Source organism: Neobacillus massiliamazoniensis, from assembly GCF_001048695.1.
GTDB lineage: Bacteria > Bacillota > Bacilli > Bacillales > Cytobacillaceae > Neobacillus > Neobacillus massiliamazoniensis.
This window is the reverse complement of sequence record NZ_CVRB01000003.1, coordinates 582,315-597,935: the sequence shown is the minus strand read 5'-3', so window position 1 is coordinate 597,935 and position 15,621 is coordinate 582,315. Positions and strand designations below refer to the sequence as shown.

Genomic DNA, 15,621 nt, shown 5'->3' with positions numbered 1-15,621 from the left:
TTTTATTGATGATTAAATATTTAAAGTTTGATTTTTCTCATATGCTTCGTTGAACAATCGTAATTGACTATCTATTTCCTGTTTGTTCTCGCCAATAGGTACATAGTGATATTTGCCATTCGAGTCAAGTTCCCGAGATTTTACATTATCTGCTAAATAACTCTGTAAAATATGATTCACCCGGATTTTGATACTCCCCTCAAAAATAGGAAATAAAATTTCTACGCGTTTTTCCATATTTCTTGTCATCCAATCTGCAGAAGAAAGGTAAATTTTTTCTTCCCCATTATGATGGAAGTAGAAGATTCGACTATGCTCCAAAAATCGACCTACAATACTGCGTACTTTAATGTTTTCACTAACTCCTTGAATTCCAGGGCGGAGGCAACAAGTCCCACGAACAATTAAATCAATTTTCACACCTGCAATCGACGCCTCATATAATTTCATAATTAATTTCTTATCCGTGATGGAATTCATTTTAGCAATAATTCGACCATGGGTAAATCTTTTATGAAAGTAGATTTCTTTATCGATGAGTTCAATCAGGTCTTCTCGGATATCAAAAGGCGCTACGGATAAGTGAAAGAACTCCGGCTTTTCTGAAAATCCGCTTAAATAATTAAAAAAATTGGTAGCGTCTATGCCAAACTTTCGTTTTGAGGTGAATAAGCCCATATCCGTATAAATTTTCGCCGTTTGATCATTGTAATTGCCTGTCCCCAGATGGACAAATCGTTCAATGTGATTATTTTTTCTCCGTACAACCAGAGTTATTTTGCTATGTGTTTTTAAATGGGTCATTCCATAAATAACATGACAGCCGGCTTTTTCAAGTTCCTTTGCCCATTGAACATTGTTTTCCTCATCAAAGCGCGCTTTAAGCTCCACTAAAACGGTTACTTGTTTTCCATTTTCAGCAGCCCGTTTTAATGCATCGATAATGGGTGAATCTCCACTTACCCTATATAGCGTTTGTTTGATTGCCAAAACTTCCGGGTCATCTGCTGACTGTGAAATAAATTCAATAACTGTTTCAAACGATTCGTATGGGTGGTGAATCAGTATATCTTCATGAGTAATCTTGTTAAATAAATCTGTATCTACACCAAGGGCAGTGGGTTGCTGTGGAACGAGTGGATGATAGACTAAATGTTCGTATTTTTTTTTCATTCTCTTATAAAAACGAAAAAACATGGTTATATCTAAAGGTCCATCAATCTTATAAACGTCTTCTTCCTGAATTTCTAATTCATCTGTTAAATATTGCAAAATATTGCTATCTAAACCTCTTTGCTGAATTTCTAATCTAACTGCAGCACCGGATTTGCGTTTTTTCAATTCTTTTTCAATTTCACTAAGCAAATCACGTGCTCCCTCTTCGTGGATGGTTAAATCCGCATTTCTTGTGATGCGAAAAACAGAAACGGAAACGACCTTATATCCTTTAAATAATTTATGGATGAAATAACTGATGATCTCCTCTAACAGGATCAATTGGACTTTTTTCAGAGAGGTTTCCGTCTCTAATAGGACTAATCGTTCCAATACCGAAGGAACCTGTACAATTGCCATTTTAAAGCTCGTTTCTTCCTCCGTTTTTTTGTCTTCAAGGATAATCGCTAAATTTAAACTTTTGTTTAAAAGCATAGGGAATGGCCTATATGCATCTACAGCCATCGGAGTTAAAACCGGAAAAATTTGTTCGTCAAAATATTCCTCCAGTTTGTTTAGTTGATTTTTGGTTAGATCCTTTATACTTAGTAATTCAATTTGTTCATCCAACAGTTTTGGCAACAGAATATGTTTTAATGTTTTATACTGTAGTTCAACTAAGTCATGAGCTTTTTTGGCAATTTCACGTAATTGCTGCGAAGGAGTCATTCCAGATTTATTATCTGGTTTGTTAAACCCAGCCTTAACCTGATCTAAAAGCCCGGCAACACGGACCATAAAAAATTCATCGAGATTTGAACTGAATATAGATAAAAACTTTAATTGTTCCAATAATGGATTTCTGTCGTCCATCGCTTCTTCCAAGACACGTTCGTTAAACGCAAGCCAGCTTAGCTCTCTATTGTTATAATACTTTGAGCTATTCAAATCTACATTCAGCCTATTAATAGTTTTCATACTCTATGCCAACCTTTTTCGACATTTTCTATACTATATTTTATAAATAGATCCATGATTTTTTGTAAATTTACTATTATAAGATAACAATAAATTCATTACATTTATAAATCTATTTCACAAAATATTCTTTGTCAAACACTTTTTACCATTTTATTTTATACTATATATCAGTTAAAAACTATCAATTTGTGGTTTTTGAAATGACTTTCAAACGGTTCGTGAAATTGGGTAAACAAGAATATTTATAGTATATTTAGAAAACTTTTAAATGAAGCATAAACCTAAAAAATCGAATGGTGAAAAAATATAGAAAGAATATTTTAAGTATTACATATTATTTAATCCATTGCACTGCTTTGATCAATTTTTTTGAACGGTAATAATTATAAAACCCTATCAAAAGGAGAATTACTCCTAATGTGATGGATATGTACGCTGTAATTTCGAATTTTATGTTCTTATTAAAAAATTCTATTAGGGCTGCAGCAACCGCAAAGAATGTTAGGGATGTTCGAATATAGGATAAGAGTGTCTGAATATTGGTTAGTTTGGTTCTTTCCATTGCCAATAAGTCACTAGCAGATACTGAGTTTTTATTAGGTGCATTAGTATTTCCGCTCATATTACTACTCCTTTTATTTGAAGGATGTGTATAGTATGCCAAAATAATTTAATTTTAAGAAAAAAATTGGGTTGATGAGTCAACCTTTCATCTTCAACTCTTGTACCCGTTCATAATATAAGGTTAGCCAGATTTTTTTAAAACGAAGCCATAATAGTCGAACATGGGAAAAGGCAATACTTTATTTATACATCGCCCCCCTAATAGCTTTAGTACATCTGTTCCCAAACTTCTCTCAATGTTATTAGAATGCTACCAAACATTTACTGCTATCCCTACCTATAGATCCCCTACTTTAACAACCAGCAATATCAAGACGTAATTCCTGTCCGTGAAGTCCACCGCCATTCGTAAACTTGATTTCAAAGTCGAATAGAACTCTTTTATCCATTTCGAATCCACCTTAACCTTAGTTTTAGTGTGTTCTTTATATATATTCTGGTTAAAAATGTACAAAAAAGGGAGTCCTAAAAGTTAAACTTTTAGGATTCCCTCATTTATTGGTTTCATATTTTAACAGCTTTATTTTATGATCCCATTTGTTTTCTACTTATACAAAACTTTTCATATCATAATTTTTCGTCAATATCCTTATTAAACTGATCCGTTAGAGAAAATCTTCCTGTTTATTACAGAAACGTCCACTGTGGTTAAAATAACCCATGCCAAGCACACTATAAACACACTATAGTTAAAGCTATTCTTTTACTCTTGCGCGTTTAATAAAGAATGATAGAATTAAGCCTACGATTGCGATTCCTGTTGCAAAAATAAAAGTATCATTAATCCCATCAATTGTAGATTGCTGCATAGCTTGACCATAAATCAAATAGGTTGTAAGCCCTCTTCCTGCTGCTGGCGGTAAGTGTGCGTAACCGGATAAGGTTTGAGCAATATGAGAAAAATTTCCGGATATAAATGGGTTGGTACTTGTGACAGTATTCGTAAACTCACCATAATGGACCCCTTGTTTTGTACTCATGATTGTAACAAGAAGTGCCGTCCCAATACTGCCTGCAACCTGCTTTGCTGTATTGGATACCGCAGTACCATGGGAACCAAGGTGACGGGGCAGCTGATTAAGACCTTCCGTCATGATCGTCATCATGATAAATGACATACCAAAACTCCGCATGGAATATAGAAATACTATTCTACTAAAACTCGTTGTCATACTTAGAGTAGTAAATTGCCATGTGGTAAGTGCCGTAATCGTTAACCCAATCACTGCTAGCCATCTTGAACCAATTTTATCAAAAAGAGCTCCAGAGATTGGTGACATAATTCCCATTATTACAGCACCGGGAAGCATTAATAAGCCAGATTGTAATGCCGTAAATCCCCGTATATTTTGTAGATATATTGGAAGCATGATCATTGCACCATACATAGCCATGTTAACCAACATACTAATAATGGTTGTTAATGTAAAAATATCATATTTAAAGACCCGCAAATCAAGCATTGGTTTGTCAACAGTTAATTCACGCCAGACAAAGGCTGCTAAAGAAATGATTCCAATAGCAAATGAAATGATTACAGTGGTACTAGTCCAGCCATCATTCCCTGCTTCACTAAATCCATATAATAAAAACCCAAATCCTAAAGTGGAAAATATAAATCCTGGGAAATCAAATTTAGGATTCGTCACTTTAGTAACGTCCTTCAACCATAAAAAGCAAAGAATTAAATCAAGTACTCCAAATGGAATAACAATATCAAACAAAAATCTCCATGAATAATGTCCTATTAGCCAACCGGATAAGGTTGGACCAATTGCTGGAGCAAATATTATGACAGTACCCATGATCCCCATGGCCTTTCCTCGTTTTTCCGGAGGAAACACCGTGAAAAAAACGGTCATTAAAAGAGGCATAATAATTCCAGCACCACAACCCTGGATAATCCTCCCAGTCATTAATAAACTAAAATTTGGTGATAAGGAACATACTAACGAACCTAAAGTGAATAGGGACATCGCAGAAATAAATAGCTTCCTTGTTCCTAATTTTTCAGTAAGAAAGGCTGTAATTGGAATAGCAATTCCGTTTACTAACATATAACCAGTTGAAAGCCACTGGACTGTATTAGCGGTAATGCCCAAATCATTCATTATATGTGGAATGGCAACGTTCAATAAGGTTTGATTAAGAATGGCAACAAACGCACCAAGCATAATAGCAACTAAAATTTTTCCTGTTCCTGAAACTTTTTCATTGTCAGTAGCAGTAGATTTTTCCCGTCTGTTTAAGCTTTCCTTCGGTTGAACATCAGCTTCTGCATTTTCCAATGTCGGTTTAGTAATAGCTGAATCTCTCAGCATTTCCACCTCTTGATTAGATAAATCCGGCGAAGGGTTCTCCTGAATCTTTATATCCTCTTTTTCAGATTTAGCAAGATTCTCCTTGGCTCCACTATTGGAATGAACTTCTTTAACCCTTTTAATATTCTTCTTTCCCCGAACCTTGCTAGAATTCTTTTGATTGATCAACCTAAAATTGATCAAAAGTAACAGCAAAATGGCTAAAATAACATATACCGTGATATATAATGACATATTATCACCTACTTATGAATTCACACGGTTACGTTCATACCAGGAACTATTGCAATACCTTTATTATCATCAATAGATACTTTTACAGGGACAACTTGTGTAACTTTTGTGTAGTTACCTGTAGTATTTGAACTAGGTAACAAGGAAAATGTCCCGGAAGTTGCTAAGCCGATTTGTTGTACTTTTCCTTTTAACGTATTATTTGGGAATGCATCAACGTAAATATCAACGTCTTGTCCTACGGCTACTTCGTTAATTTTTGTTTCATCAATATTTGCTGTTACCCACAAATTATTTAGATCAAATGCTACCGCTAGTGGTGTTCCTGCAGCAACGAATGAATTTTGAACTGCATTATTTTGTACGATTGTTCCGTTGGTTGGAACAGTAACATCGATATTTACAGGTTTTCCTGTTGCATCTGTTGTTACTATCGTCCCAACTGTAGAATCCTTCGATAATGTGGAACCAACTTTGCCATTCCAATCTGTTAATTTCCCGCTGGCAGTTGCAGCAATTGTTACTTGTTGTCCGGCAATTTGAGCATTATCTGTCGATAAATAGTTTACAGAACTATTATAATAGGCATAACCACCGAAACCTCCACCGACTAAAACAAGTAAAATAATAATGTTTAATAATAATAAACGTTTATTACTCATAAATTATCCTCCTATTATGATAGCTTTGTTAACAGTTTTAGAATTATGAATCAATTCTCTTCTATCCTTTCTAATTTTAATGTAGACTTATTTTACAATGTGTTGAATAATTAACATTGTATAAATTAAATTATAGATATAAAGTTGGTTCTTACAACCAACAATTTCTGAAAAAATGTATATTAGTTATCATTTATTTCAATTTTGTAGTAAATACTGAGGATAATAGACAGAAAAATAATAATTGTAAATTTTCCAATAGAAGGGGGATTAGTAGTATGAACAATCAAAAGCAACGAATAGATCCTCGGATTCTTCGTACACGCCAATTAATCAAAGATGCATTTATAGATTTGCTACAGGAGATGGAAATCAATAAAATAACGGTTAATCGAATCGCAGAACGCGCAACAATTAACCGTGTTACGTTTTATCTCCATTATAGTGACATTCAAGATATGCTGGAGAAAATGGCGCAGGAAATGGCCGAGGATATTGAGTCTATCTTGATGAGTACATCAACGAATCAAAATTCCGTTGAGGATATAGGAGGGGTGAAGCTTGAAACCTTGCTTGAGTATATTGCCAAGAATGCCAAATTCTATAAAGTAGTTCTTAGTACCAAACGAACATCAATTTTTATGGAGCGTTTGTTAAATATCATTTCTGCAACAATAAAAGAGAGATCGGAGAATGTCTCCTTACCCGCTGCGAAAGACATTCAAAAGGATATTGCGATCTGGTACGGTTCCTCAGCTTTAATCGGAACGATTTCAGCTTGGTTGCGCAGGGATATGCCTTATACACCGCAATTTCTTGCTAAACAGTTGTCTATGCTTTTTCGATTAGGTGAAGACTAACAGATATTCAACATAAAAATAGAAGCTATACCATTCACACTTATAAGTAACTTATTCCCAAGGTCTTCTAAACAAAATCCCCTTTATGACCTAAAGCTGGGATTTTGTTTGGTTAACATTCCTCCAATTTACTCCTTCCAAGTAGGTCGGTCCTTCTTGAACTAACCTTTTTTAATAAAGAAATGCGTTTCAACTTAATGTAGAAACGCATTGGCAGAAAAAAGACAAATCAACGCTAAACTAATTTATACATAAGAATATCATCTACATATTCATTATCATCAAATTTAAATTCATTAATTTTACGTCCCTCTTCAACTAACTCCCAATAGCTTTTAAAATGGACAACTATATCCCTCCTTATTAAATATTTTATTTATATTCTTTTCCCCATTGTAATATCCTTCTTCAACCTGCACGGTTTTTTGCTTTTTTCGGCCAAATAAAATAGCTGATTGTAATAATCAAATCAATGCTTAGAACTATTGACCAAATTTTTATCATCCCGCTTAATGCTTCAGTCCGAGTTGGATCATTTATTAAATAGATCATCGCGGCTAATAATCCAGCGCCAATAAGATATGCGATGACATGCCTTAACCAGCCTTTCATATAATGCTTTGCATGCTCCATTCCGAACCTCTTTGCTGGTTTTGCACCTTGCTTTGTTACATAATACTGAAACCGCTGATCTGCCCATTGAATCATACTTTTTCCAAACGCAATAGATACACCAATATAAACTCCAGCGATCGCATGCGCTTGTGTTGCAGTCGCACCAAGGTATAAATCAATACCAGTTATAATTAATAAAATTAAATCAATTACTGGGGTTAATGCTAAAAGGAATATTCCTAATCTGTTCAGCTTGAACACATACCGTGTTACCAACCCTAATACAATTACGATCCAGAACATAATTTCACAGGTGACAATCATCCATGCAACAAAGTTCAACGTCTCGCCTCTTTTCAATACAGACATATAGTTTGAAGTTAATTAATCATCTTAAACTTATTCAACTGATAAAAAACTATGTTAAGGAAGGCGAAATCCCTTTTAACCAGTTGATCATTTAAAAGATAAAGGAGTTTCTTTATACATATCTAAGTCAATTGATTCCCACTATCGAGTTTTATAAAATTTTGGTATTCCACCCTTTATTAGAGCCATCCTTTTTCCGTAGCAATATTCACGGCTTGCTAACTGGACTCTGCTTCCAGTTAGCCATCTATGAAGTAGAGCATACAACAGATAATGTAAAAAAGTTAAGTTCTCACATAGTAGTTCAAAAAGTAGTTCAAAAAGAAAAAGCTACCTCGATGATAGCTCTGATCTAAAACTAAAACACCTGTTCGTTCAACTACTAAATGGCTTTCCATACCTTACTAAAACGTGCCACAATAGTTTTAATTCTTGAAATACTTCCTTATAAGTTCCTCGATCGCACCAAGAAGCTGGATTGCGTTTCAAGTCCATTACAGCAGATCCAATTATGCTTGCATCGATAAAATTATTTTGTCCAATGCGTTTTGCTAAGGAGGACATAGATGGACCTCTAAAATCAGAAGGAACTTCGTCTACCATAAGTGCAAAGCCCTTGTGCCAATACAGATCAATGGAATACTTAAGGCATAGTTGTTCTAAGATTCTCCCTACATAAGTTTCCTTGAAAGAAGGATCTGCAACAAGCACTTCCACGTCTTCTTTAAGTGAAATTTCTCCATGAATTTGAGCTTCAATATAGTGATTAAGATTGCGGTTTGGCTCTTTGTTTGCTGGATTAGTATACGGCCTTTCAAGATTAACCAGGAAATGATTGATTAAACTTGCTGGCGTAATATTTCTTTCGCCAATTGCAAAATCTCTTAAGAACGCCTCTTCTAAGAGTGCACTTAAAATGAGGTCAAACTCTTTATAGGTACCCTTTTCTTTTGGGTCTTGATGCGAATCTAAGTAAGTGTATGTAGAACGATATGAGACCTTGGGGGATAGAAGAAAATAGCATGATCCAAAACGTGGAGCAGGTCCATCTGAGTGCAACATCAAATTTAGAGCACCATATTTAGGACGTTGATTATCGGTTGTTCCCTCTAGTTGATATGCCCCACCAAAAATTCTCTCCTCCCAAATGTCGCGTTCACCACCAGGGTAAGCGGATACACTACCATTAGATATTAAAGTTTCAAATTGGCTCTTATATATTCCATCCTCTAGCAGTGCTTCAGCAACGCTTTTCATAGTTGAATCTGGTCTATCTGGATGAAAATGTAATCCTATCTTTGAGTGAGCCTTTATTTTATAGACAGCATTTTCAAAAATTTCATCTGAGATATTAGACATCTTAAGTATGTGATTTATTGTTTTATTCGCTTCTTGTCTATATTTCCTTGCATACTTTGTAATATTTTCTAAAGCCAATAATTGGGCAATTGATAATTCCATGACTAAATGAATCTCTCCTTTCATTAAATTAATCCTAATAATTCAACAAAAGTTTCTATTTTCCTTTTTTAATAAACCTGTCCTTTCGTTTAATAAAAAAATGCGTTTCAACTTAATGTAGAAACGCATTAACAGAAAAAAGATAAATCAATGCTAAACTAATTTATACATAAGAATATCATCCACATATTCATTATCATCAAATTTAAATTCATTAATTTTACGTCCCTCTTCAATGAACCCCATTTTTTTGTACAAAGATATTGCCCTATGATTTGTTGCAAAAACTCCTAAACTTACTTTCTCAATTAAAGGATTCTTTTCTGTCCAATCTAATAAAACTTGTAGCAGCATTTTTCCAATCCCTAGTCCTCTGTAATTGTTTCTGATTAACATTCCAAAAGAACCTGTATGTGACATTCGTTTTCTGTTTTGGGTACTTTCAAATACAATCCACCCATCAACCTCACCATCTTTTTCAGCTACATTAATTGTTTCATTTTCATTTTCTAATATGTTCTGTATATATTCTCTCTGTTGGTTTAGAGTATTAGTAAACTCTTCTGGATAAGCAATTAGATATTCACCTTCGCTAACTACTGACCTTTGTATGTCTAAAGTTACTTCTGCATCTTCTATTTTTCCAGTACGCACAATATAACTCCCAATAGTTTTTAAAATTGACAACTATATCCCTCCTTATTAAATATTTTATTTATGAAAAGCGAAACTAACACCCTTTTCTTTAGTGATGGGATACAGTTTCGCCGTTTTCTATTTTGGAGTAATTAAATGAAAGGCGAACATATATTTGGTAAAATTATTTTACAAGGAGGTGAAAACTGTGAGTAAACAATACGGTATTCAAAAAGAAAAACTTCACTTGAATAAAAAAGAATATTTGGCTTTGCGACAATTGTGTTGGTTATCCAAAAATATGTTTAATGTTGGTTTGTATCAAGTCAGACAACATTTTTTTGAAACAAAGCAATATCTTTGTTACGAAGAAAATTATAAAATAGCTAAACAAAACGAAAATTATAAATTACTAGGATCTGCTGCTTCTCAACAAACATTAAAAAAAGTAGAAGAAGCTTTTAAATCATTTTTTAGTTTAATCAAAATAGAAGGACAAAAAGCTAGAATTCCACGCTATCTTAAAAAAGATGGTTTTTTCGAAATTTCCTATCCCCAGTTTAAACTTCAGGCTGATGGAAGTTTTAATGTTCCAATGTCACCAAAATTCAAAAAAGAATTTGGATTAATCAATATTAAATTTCCAAGTAATTTAAACTCAAATGATATTTGCGAAATTAGAATTTTACCAAAATACAATGCTTCTTATTTTGAAATCGAATATGTTTATGAAGTAAAAACCATCAAACCTAAACTGAATCACAAACACGCTTTATCTATCGATCTTGGTATTAATAATCTAGCCACTTGTGTCACTACCCTTGGGACATCATTTATTATTGATGGGAGAAAATTAAAATCTGTTAACCAACGGTATAACCAGCAAAATGCAAGATTACAGTCTATTAAAGATAAACAAGGAATTAAGACTTTAACGAATCGTCAGATTCGTCTATTGGAAAAGAGGAGGAACTTTGTTCGAGATTATTTAAATAAAACTACTCGTTACATTATTAATTATTGCCTTGATCATAATATCGGCAAAATAGTTATTGGTTATAATCAGGGCTGGAAGCAAAACATAAATTTAGGAAAACAAAGCAATCAAAAATTTGTTCAAATCCCACATAGTCAACTGATAGATAAAATCGAGTCAATGTGTAAACGTTACGGGATTGAGCTTGTGAAACAAGAAGAATCCTATACATCTAAAGCTTCTTTTATCGATAAAGACCATTTACCAGCCTACAACGAAAAAGAGGATAAAATACATTTGTTCTCTGGAAAACGAATAAAAAGAGGTCTATATCAAACAAAAGCTTCTATTAAAATAAATGCAGATGTTAACGGAGCCGCTAATATTTTGCGAAAAAGTAACCACGAATTCCATTTGGAAGAAGTGGCTAAGGGGATTTTGACGTTCCCAACGAGAATACGACTGATTTCTACTGGTAAGCAGAATCACATCGTAGTCTCGTCAAAGAATCACGTGTCCTTAGCCGTGTGAGGTTCAAATTCTATTTCCTATTGTAATATCCTTCATCAACCTGAGACGTTAGTCGAATAAGAAAAAAGATCGAAGCTTTGAGTGAAATAGCTCGCAAATCTTTTACTAAACTAATTATCCTCGGGGAATATTTTAAATAAATCTAATATTAACAACAACCGCTCAATTAGCATTAAACCCGAAGTTTGCTACAATTAAAAGAAAGACTCCGCAGAGAAAATTTCTGCGGAGCTTCTTCTTTTTATTAAAAGGTAAAACAGAAGGACTGTTTTCTTCAGTTAATAAAATTTTTAAATTTCTCAGGAATCAAGATGAAACGGCGCCAATCCTGAAAGCTTTCCTGCTAATATCGAGTCAGTGTACCTCAGCACACACCATTATACCTGCTCCAAAGGAGGTAAAGTTTCTTCATAACTGTGGTTTATTATTAGTTTTACGTAATAGCAGTTTAAAGATCAAGACCGCAATTACAGCAGCCATAATTCCTACAATAAGTGGACTTGGTATTCCATGATCACCCTCCCCAGCCTTCCACGGAGTCATGATGATAGCGGCAATCCCGCTCATTATTATTGCTGCAACGTTAATACCGAGACGCCCTTCGCGACCTGGTACTCGGTATTTGGATTTTCCGGTCCAATCATTTGCAATTAGACCTGAAGCCTTGCGAATATAGGCGTATATGTGGACTGCGAGCAACGGCAACCATAAAGTTACGCTAACGGCATGGATCTTAATAAACAATTCCTCATGGGCATGTCCACCCAACACGAGTCCAAACCCGCTAATAAACACCAAAATGGTAATTACAACGAGGAACGGGGCTAAAAGCCTAAGTAATATGTTAGGTGGACCTGCCCTGACAAATTCAGGGGATTTTGTATAATAACGAAAAAATCGGTATCCGGTGCTACACATTTTGACGACTAAGGGTCCAGCTAATAGGACACCAACGAAAATATGTTCAGACCTTAGTGCAGCTAAGTTCGCAGTAATGACAAGTTCCGCTATGATGAGTACAAAAAGCACAGTTCCAGCAATTGCCGTCATCCGTTTGTTTCGTTCAATTGGAAACCGTTTATTATCATCAGCATAGAACTCTTTTCTATTTTGCATTCACTTCTCCTTCTTTCTTCGATTACGGTACTTTTACGGGCGTTTATTTAAGTAGTTTTTCCCGCAAAAATAGAGTTTTTCCATAAGAAAGGAATTTGTTAGGTTTTTACAATTTTTTATGCTGCTTGATTATTTAACTCCGCCTCTTCATTTCTTTTAAAGGATACGGTATAAAAATAAACGATTAAAATGATTTGCATAAGAAACATGAACCAGTCAACAGAAATAGCTTCTTGAAAAGCATTACCTGGATCAACAAAAAGGGTATCCCCGCCTAAAAGGGCATAATTCAAATTCATAAAAGCACCAATGACCGTTGCAATTAAACCCAATATTGCGATTACCTTATTATTTTTCCCCATCAGTTTTTGAATTGCATAAAGAAGGAAAATAGCACCCACAAACAACTCTCCTAGCATTACTAATGTTCCAAATAAATGAAAGTGTGGAATACCTACATTTTTGAATAAAGTTGCATACGGATGAATTGTAATACTTGATAAAGAATCCTTCATTTGTTTGTGTAATTCGTTGAAATAGTGTTTGGTTACAACCTTATTAAAGAAAGCAATTAACCATTGATAAGCGATAACCAAAATCAGAAGAGGTAGAACTAATTGACTTGTTATCTTTTTTTCCATTATCATTTCATCTCCTTGTGTTTTTGCATTTTGTTTCTTCCAAAAATTAATGTCAATTTCATGATTAAGTTTAATAACTGTTTATTAGAATTTTCTTAGAATCTATCTTTTATTTTTAAAATAAGAGGGAAAAAAACAAACTTGTGTGATGGTTTCTACATCATCTTGGAGAAAAAAAGAAAAGTAAAGTTTTTCATATTTTAGTGGGTTACTTCGTTCTTACTTAATTACTTTCCTAATGAATATAAAATAAAACACTTTAAGTTTTTTTGAAAAATATTGAAAAAATATTAACTGGTTAAGTTCAATAAAAATGGGGTTCGCAGCTGCGACCCCTTTATTCAACATAAACCCCAGTTACTTTAAGTACATTCCTTATAGGAGTCATGCCAACATATTAACGAAAATATACGTTAAGCCCATGAACATGTCGGGTTTGGCGTTTTCTCTTACCCTATGTTGATCCGGTACGAGTCACCCGACAAGTCGAATGTCAAATTCCACTTACTAGATTGACTCGTTAAAAAAAAAGCAGCGAGGGACTAGGTACCCGAAAGACCTAGGATGTCGCTGCTTTTATTGAGCTATCGTATCATTTAGTGTAATAAGAACTTTTTCATTTTCTGTCATCTTTTTTGTTTGATTTAAAATTTGCTGACACACAGTTGTCAGTCGGTGCTTCCTATAATAGGAATTGTAAATGAGTTCAAATATAACTCAACTAACAACTAATTAGGAGGTTTTCCCCCATGTATCAATCCGTTCAAAGCTTCATTACCGAGTACCAGAATGAGTCCAAGTTTACGCAGAAACTTCTGAGTTCCTTGACGGACGCGTCATTGAAGCAAAAGATCGCACCAGGCTTCCGTACGCTTGGAACATTAGCGTGGCATTTGGTGCCATCTGGCGGTCTTCTGAAACCGACCGGTCTCGATTTCGAAGCACCGCCCGAGGACAGCAAGGCTCCTGAATCCGCAGATGAGATTGTTCGAGTCTACAGCAACACTTCCGCTGCTCTCATCGAGGCGATACAGACACAGTGGACAGATGAGAAGCTTCAGGAATCCGTAAATATGTTCGGTCAACAATGGAAGAACGGTTTCACGTTAGCGATCTTTATCAAGCACGAAATTCATCACCGCGGACAGTTAACCATGTTGATGCGCCAAGCGGGACTTCCAGTTATCGGAATATACGGTCCTTCCAAAGAAGAGTGGATTAGCATGGGGATGGAAGCCCCTGTTTAAACATAAATGAAAGCGCGCTCTCTATGGTGACGTTAAAGATGCGCGCTTTCTTCACTTTAAAATAAAAATAGAGTGAATATAAATGGTATTAGTGAAGCGTAACAGTGTATGTATCGGACGATCAAGCGGAGAATCGACTCAGATCCGAAGATATGGCAAAGTGTCATCAGAGGCGTAAAATTTTTATTCGTAAAGGCTATAAATCTGTAGTGCACGCTCTTTGATGCTGTCGGCCAAATGCTTCGGCTCAAGGACCGTAACGTCTGTACCAAAACTTAGTAAGGTTCCATATAACCATACATCCTCGGCATGATCGGTTCTCACAATGAAATAGCCATCCTCTGCGATAGTAATTTCCTCAGGGAGGAAGTATTCTTCGACCTTGATCTGCACCCGAGGGTGGAAGCGCAGTACCATTCTGATCAGATTGGCCGTATCTATTTTTCCCCATCTGGCATTAAGGTCCTCCAAGCTCATATCTCTGCGTATAAAGCTTTCATCCGATACAACAACTTCTTTCATTCTGGAGAGTCTGAAGGTTCGATAATCACTTCGAAGCTGGCAATAGGCGTATAAGTACCATGCATAGCCTTTCCATGCCAAGCCGATGGGTTCCACAGTCCGCAGCTCAACCATCCCTTCAGAATTCGTATACACGAAGAGAACGACGAATCGATTTCTGGCTGCTTGCCGGAGCCTTGCAATCATTGACCTGTCAACATGTCCGCCTCGCCAGATGTTCGTATCAAATATGAGTGTTTCGCCAGCTTCCTCAAGCTGGCTTTGCTCAGATTTGGTCAAAAGTGCGCCGACTTTCACCATCAGATCGGCCAAATCAGGATCGTCAAGAGAAGATTGAATACCCTTTAACGCATTCATAATGGAATGGAGGTCTTCGAAAGTGACGATTTGTCTGTCGATTTGATACTGCTCCATGATCTCATAACCGCCGTTCGCACCTGAATAAGAGACAATTGGGATACCGGCGCTATTGATGGCTTCCAGGTCACGATAGATGGTCCTTAGTGATACCTCGAACAAATTGGCAAGCTCCTGACCACTCATTCTTTTGCGGCTTAACAGATGCATGACGATCGAAAGGAGACGATGGACTTTCAATATATGAAGCCTCCCTCCGATATAGGGCTGTCCTGCACAACCATAATAAACGGTTGATAATAATTAAAGTCTT

Annotated in this window: 13 protein-coding genes; 3 read left to right on the top strand and 10 right to left on the bottom strand. The window is 35.4% G+C overall.

Features of this window, described 5'->3' with window-relative positions:
- Window positions 1-12 precede the first annotated feature (12 nt).
- The 4 genes from BN1082_RS15590 to BN1082_RS15570 form a co-directional block, all read right to left on the bottom strand.
- Window positions 13-2,133, bottom strand: coding sequence for an RNA degradosome polyphosphate kinase (locus BN1082_RS15590; RefSeq protein ID WP_090635522.1), 2,121 nt, complete (start codon window positions 2,131-2,133; stop codon window positions 13-15).
- A 337-nt stretch (window positions 2,134-2,470) separates the two neighbouring features.
- Window positions 2,471-2,758 carry a DUF202 domain-containing protein gene (locus BN1082_RS15585; RefSeq protein ID WP_090635520.1) on the bottom strand — a complete coding sequence of 96 codons (288 nt, stop codon included), beginning with the start codon at window positions 2,756-2,758 and terminating at the stop codon, window positions 2,471-2,473.
- Window positions 2,759-3,455: 697 nt separating this feature from the next.
- Complete coding sequence (locus tag BN1082_RS15575) at window positions 3,456-5,315, bottom strand: DHA2 family efflux MFS transporter permease subunit (protein WP_090635517.1); 1,860 nt, start codon at window positions 5,313-5,315, stop codon at window positions 3,456-3,458.
- Between the two features lie 20 nt (window positions 5,316-5,335).
- Window positions 5,336-5,977, bottom strand: coding sequence for an HlyD family secretion protein (locus BN1082_RS15570; protein ID WP_090635514.1), 642 nt, complete (start codon window positions 5,975-5,977; stop codon window positions 5,336-5,338).
- 278 nt (window positions 5,978-6,255) lie between these two features.
- On the opposite strand from BN1082_RS15570, the gene BN1082_RS15565 reads away from it, so the two are divergent.
- The gene (locus BN1082_RS15565) at window positions 6,256-6,837 is read left to right on the top strand and encodes a TetR/AcrR family transcriptional regulator (protein WP_090635512.1); all 582 of its coding nucleotides are present in this window, start codon (window positions 6,256-6,258) and stop codon (window positions 6,835-6,837) included.
- 408 nt (window positions 6,838-7,245) lie between these two features.
- Here BN1082_RS15565 and BN1082_RS15560 read toward each other — a convergent pair whose 3' ends face one another.
- The 3 genes from BN1082_RS15560 to BN1082_RS15550 all read right to left on the bottom strand — a co-directional run bounded on the left by BN1082_RS15560 (window position 7,246) and on the right by BN1082_RS15550 (window position 9,969).
- Complete coding sequence (locus tag BN1082_RS15560) at window positions 7,246-7,794, bottom strand: hypothetical protein (protein WP_090635510.1); 549 nt, start codon at window positions 7,792-7,794, stop codon at window positions 7,246-7,248.
- A 402-nt stretch (window positions 7,795-8,196) separates the two neighbouring features.
- Window positions 8,197-9,282, bottom strand: a complete 1,086-nt coding sequence (locus tag BN1082_RS15555) for a DUF3626 domain-containing protein (protein ID WP_090636521.1) — start codon at window positions 9,280-9,282, stop codon at window positions 8,197-8,199.
- Between the two features lie 153 nt (window positions 9,283-9,435).
- A complete protein-coding gene (locus BN1082_RS15550) occupies window positions 9,436-9,969 on the bottom strand; it encodes a GNAT family N-acetyltransferase (protein ID WP_090635506.1) in 534 nt (177 codons plus the stop codon).
- A 157-nt stretch (window positions 9,970-10,126) separates the two neighbouring features.
- Between BN1082_RS15550 and BN1082_RS15545 the strand changes: the two genes are divergently transcribed.
- A complete protein-coding gene (locus BN1082_RS15545; protein WP_090635504.1) occupies window positions 10,127-11,425 on the top strand; it encodes an RNA-guided endonuclease InsQ/TnpB family protein in 1,299 nt (432 codons plus the stop codon).
- A 408-nt stretch (window positions 11,426-11,833) separates the two neighbouring features.
- Here BN1082_RS15545 and BN1082_RS15540 read toward each other — a convergent pair whose 3' ends face one another.
- Both BN1082_RS15540 and BN1082_RS15535 read right to left on the bottom strand, forming a co-directional pair.
- A complete protein-coding gene (locus BN1082_RS15540; RefSeq protein ID WP_090635502.1) occupies window positions 11,834-12,541 on the bottom strand; it encodes a hypothetical protein in 708 nt (235 codons plus the stop codon).
- A gap of 116 nt (window positions 12,542-12,657) precedes the next feature.
- Window positions 12,658-13,182 (bottom strand): hypothetical protein, encoded by a 525-nt coding sequence (locus BN1082_RS15535; RefSeq protein WP_090635500.1) that lies wholly within the window; start codon window positions 13,180-13,182, stop codon window positions 12,658-12,660.
- A 749-nt stretch (window positions 13,183-13,931) separates the two neighbouring features.
- Here BN1082_RS15535 and BN1082_RS15530 point away from each other — a divergent pair.
- Entirely contained in the window at window positions 13,932-14,429 is a 498-nt protein-coding gene (locus BN1082_RS15530) for a DinB family protein (RefSeq protein ID WP_090635497.1), read from the top strand.
- A 183-nt stretch (window positions 14,430-14,612) separates the two neighbouring features.
- Here the strand turns inward: BN1082_RS15530 and BN1082_RS15525 are convergent, their stop codons facing one another.
- On the bottom strand, window positions 14,613-15,548 hold the full coding sequence (locus BN1082_RS15525) for a helix-turn-helix transcriptional regulator (RefSeq protein ID WP_090635495.1): 936 nt from the start codon (window positions 15,546-15,548) through the stop codon (window positions 14,613-14,615).
- Window positions 15,549-15,621 lie beyond the last annotated feature (73 nt).

Coding starts and splice junctions, on each gene's coding strand:
- BN1082_RS15555 (WP_090636521.1), bottom strand. CDS start 9,282: ATGGAATTATCAATTGCCCAATTATTGGCTTTAGAAAATATTACAAAG.
- BN1082_RS15540 (WP_090635502.1), bottom strand. CDS start 12,541: ATGCAAAATAGAAAAGAGTTCTATGCTGATGATAATAAACGGTTTCCA.
- BN1082_RS15585 (WP_090635520.1), bottom strand. CDS start 2,758: ATGAGCGGAAATACTAATGCACCTAATAAAAACTCAGTATCTGCTAGT.
- BN1082_RS15570 (WP_090635514.1), bottom strand. CDS start 5,977: ATGAGTAATAAACGTTTATTATTATTAAACATTATTATTTTACTTGTT.
- BN1082_RS15575 (WP_090635517.1), bottom strand. CDS start 5,315: ATGTCATTATATATCACGGTATATGTTATTTTAGCCATTTTGCTGTTA.
- BN1082_RS15535 (WP_090635500.1), bottom strand. CDS start 13,182: ATGGAAAAAAAGATAACAAGTCAATTAGTTCTACCTCTTCTGATTTTG.
- BN1082_RS15565 (WP_090635512.1), top strand. CDS start 6,256: ATGAACAATCAAAAGCAACGAATAGATCCTCGGATTCTTCGTACACGC.
- BN1082_RS15530 (WP_090635497.1), top strand. CDS start 13,932: ATGTATCAATCCGTTCAAAGCTTCATTACCGAGTACCAGAATGAGTCC.
- BN1082_RS15590 (WP_090635522.1), bottom strand. CDS start 2,133: ATGAAAACTATTAATAGGCTGAATGTAGATTTGAATAGCTCAAAGTAT.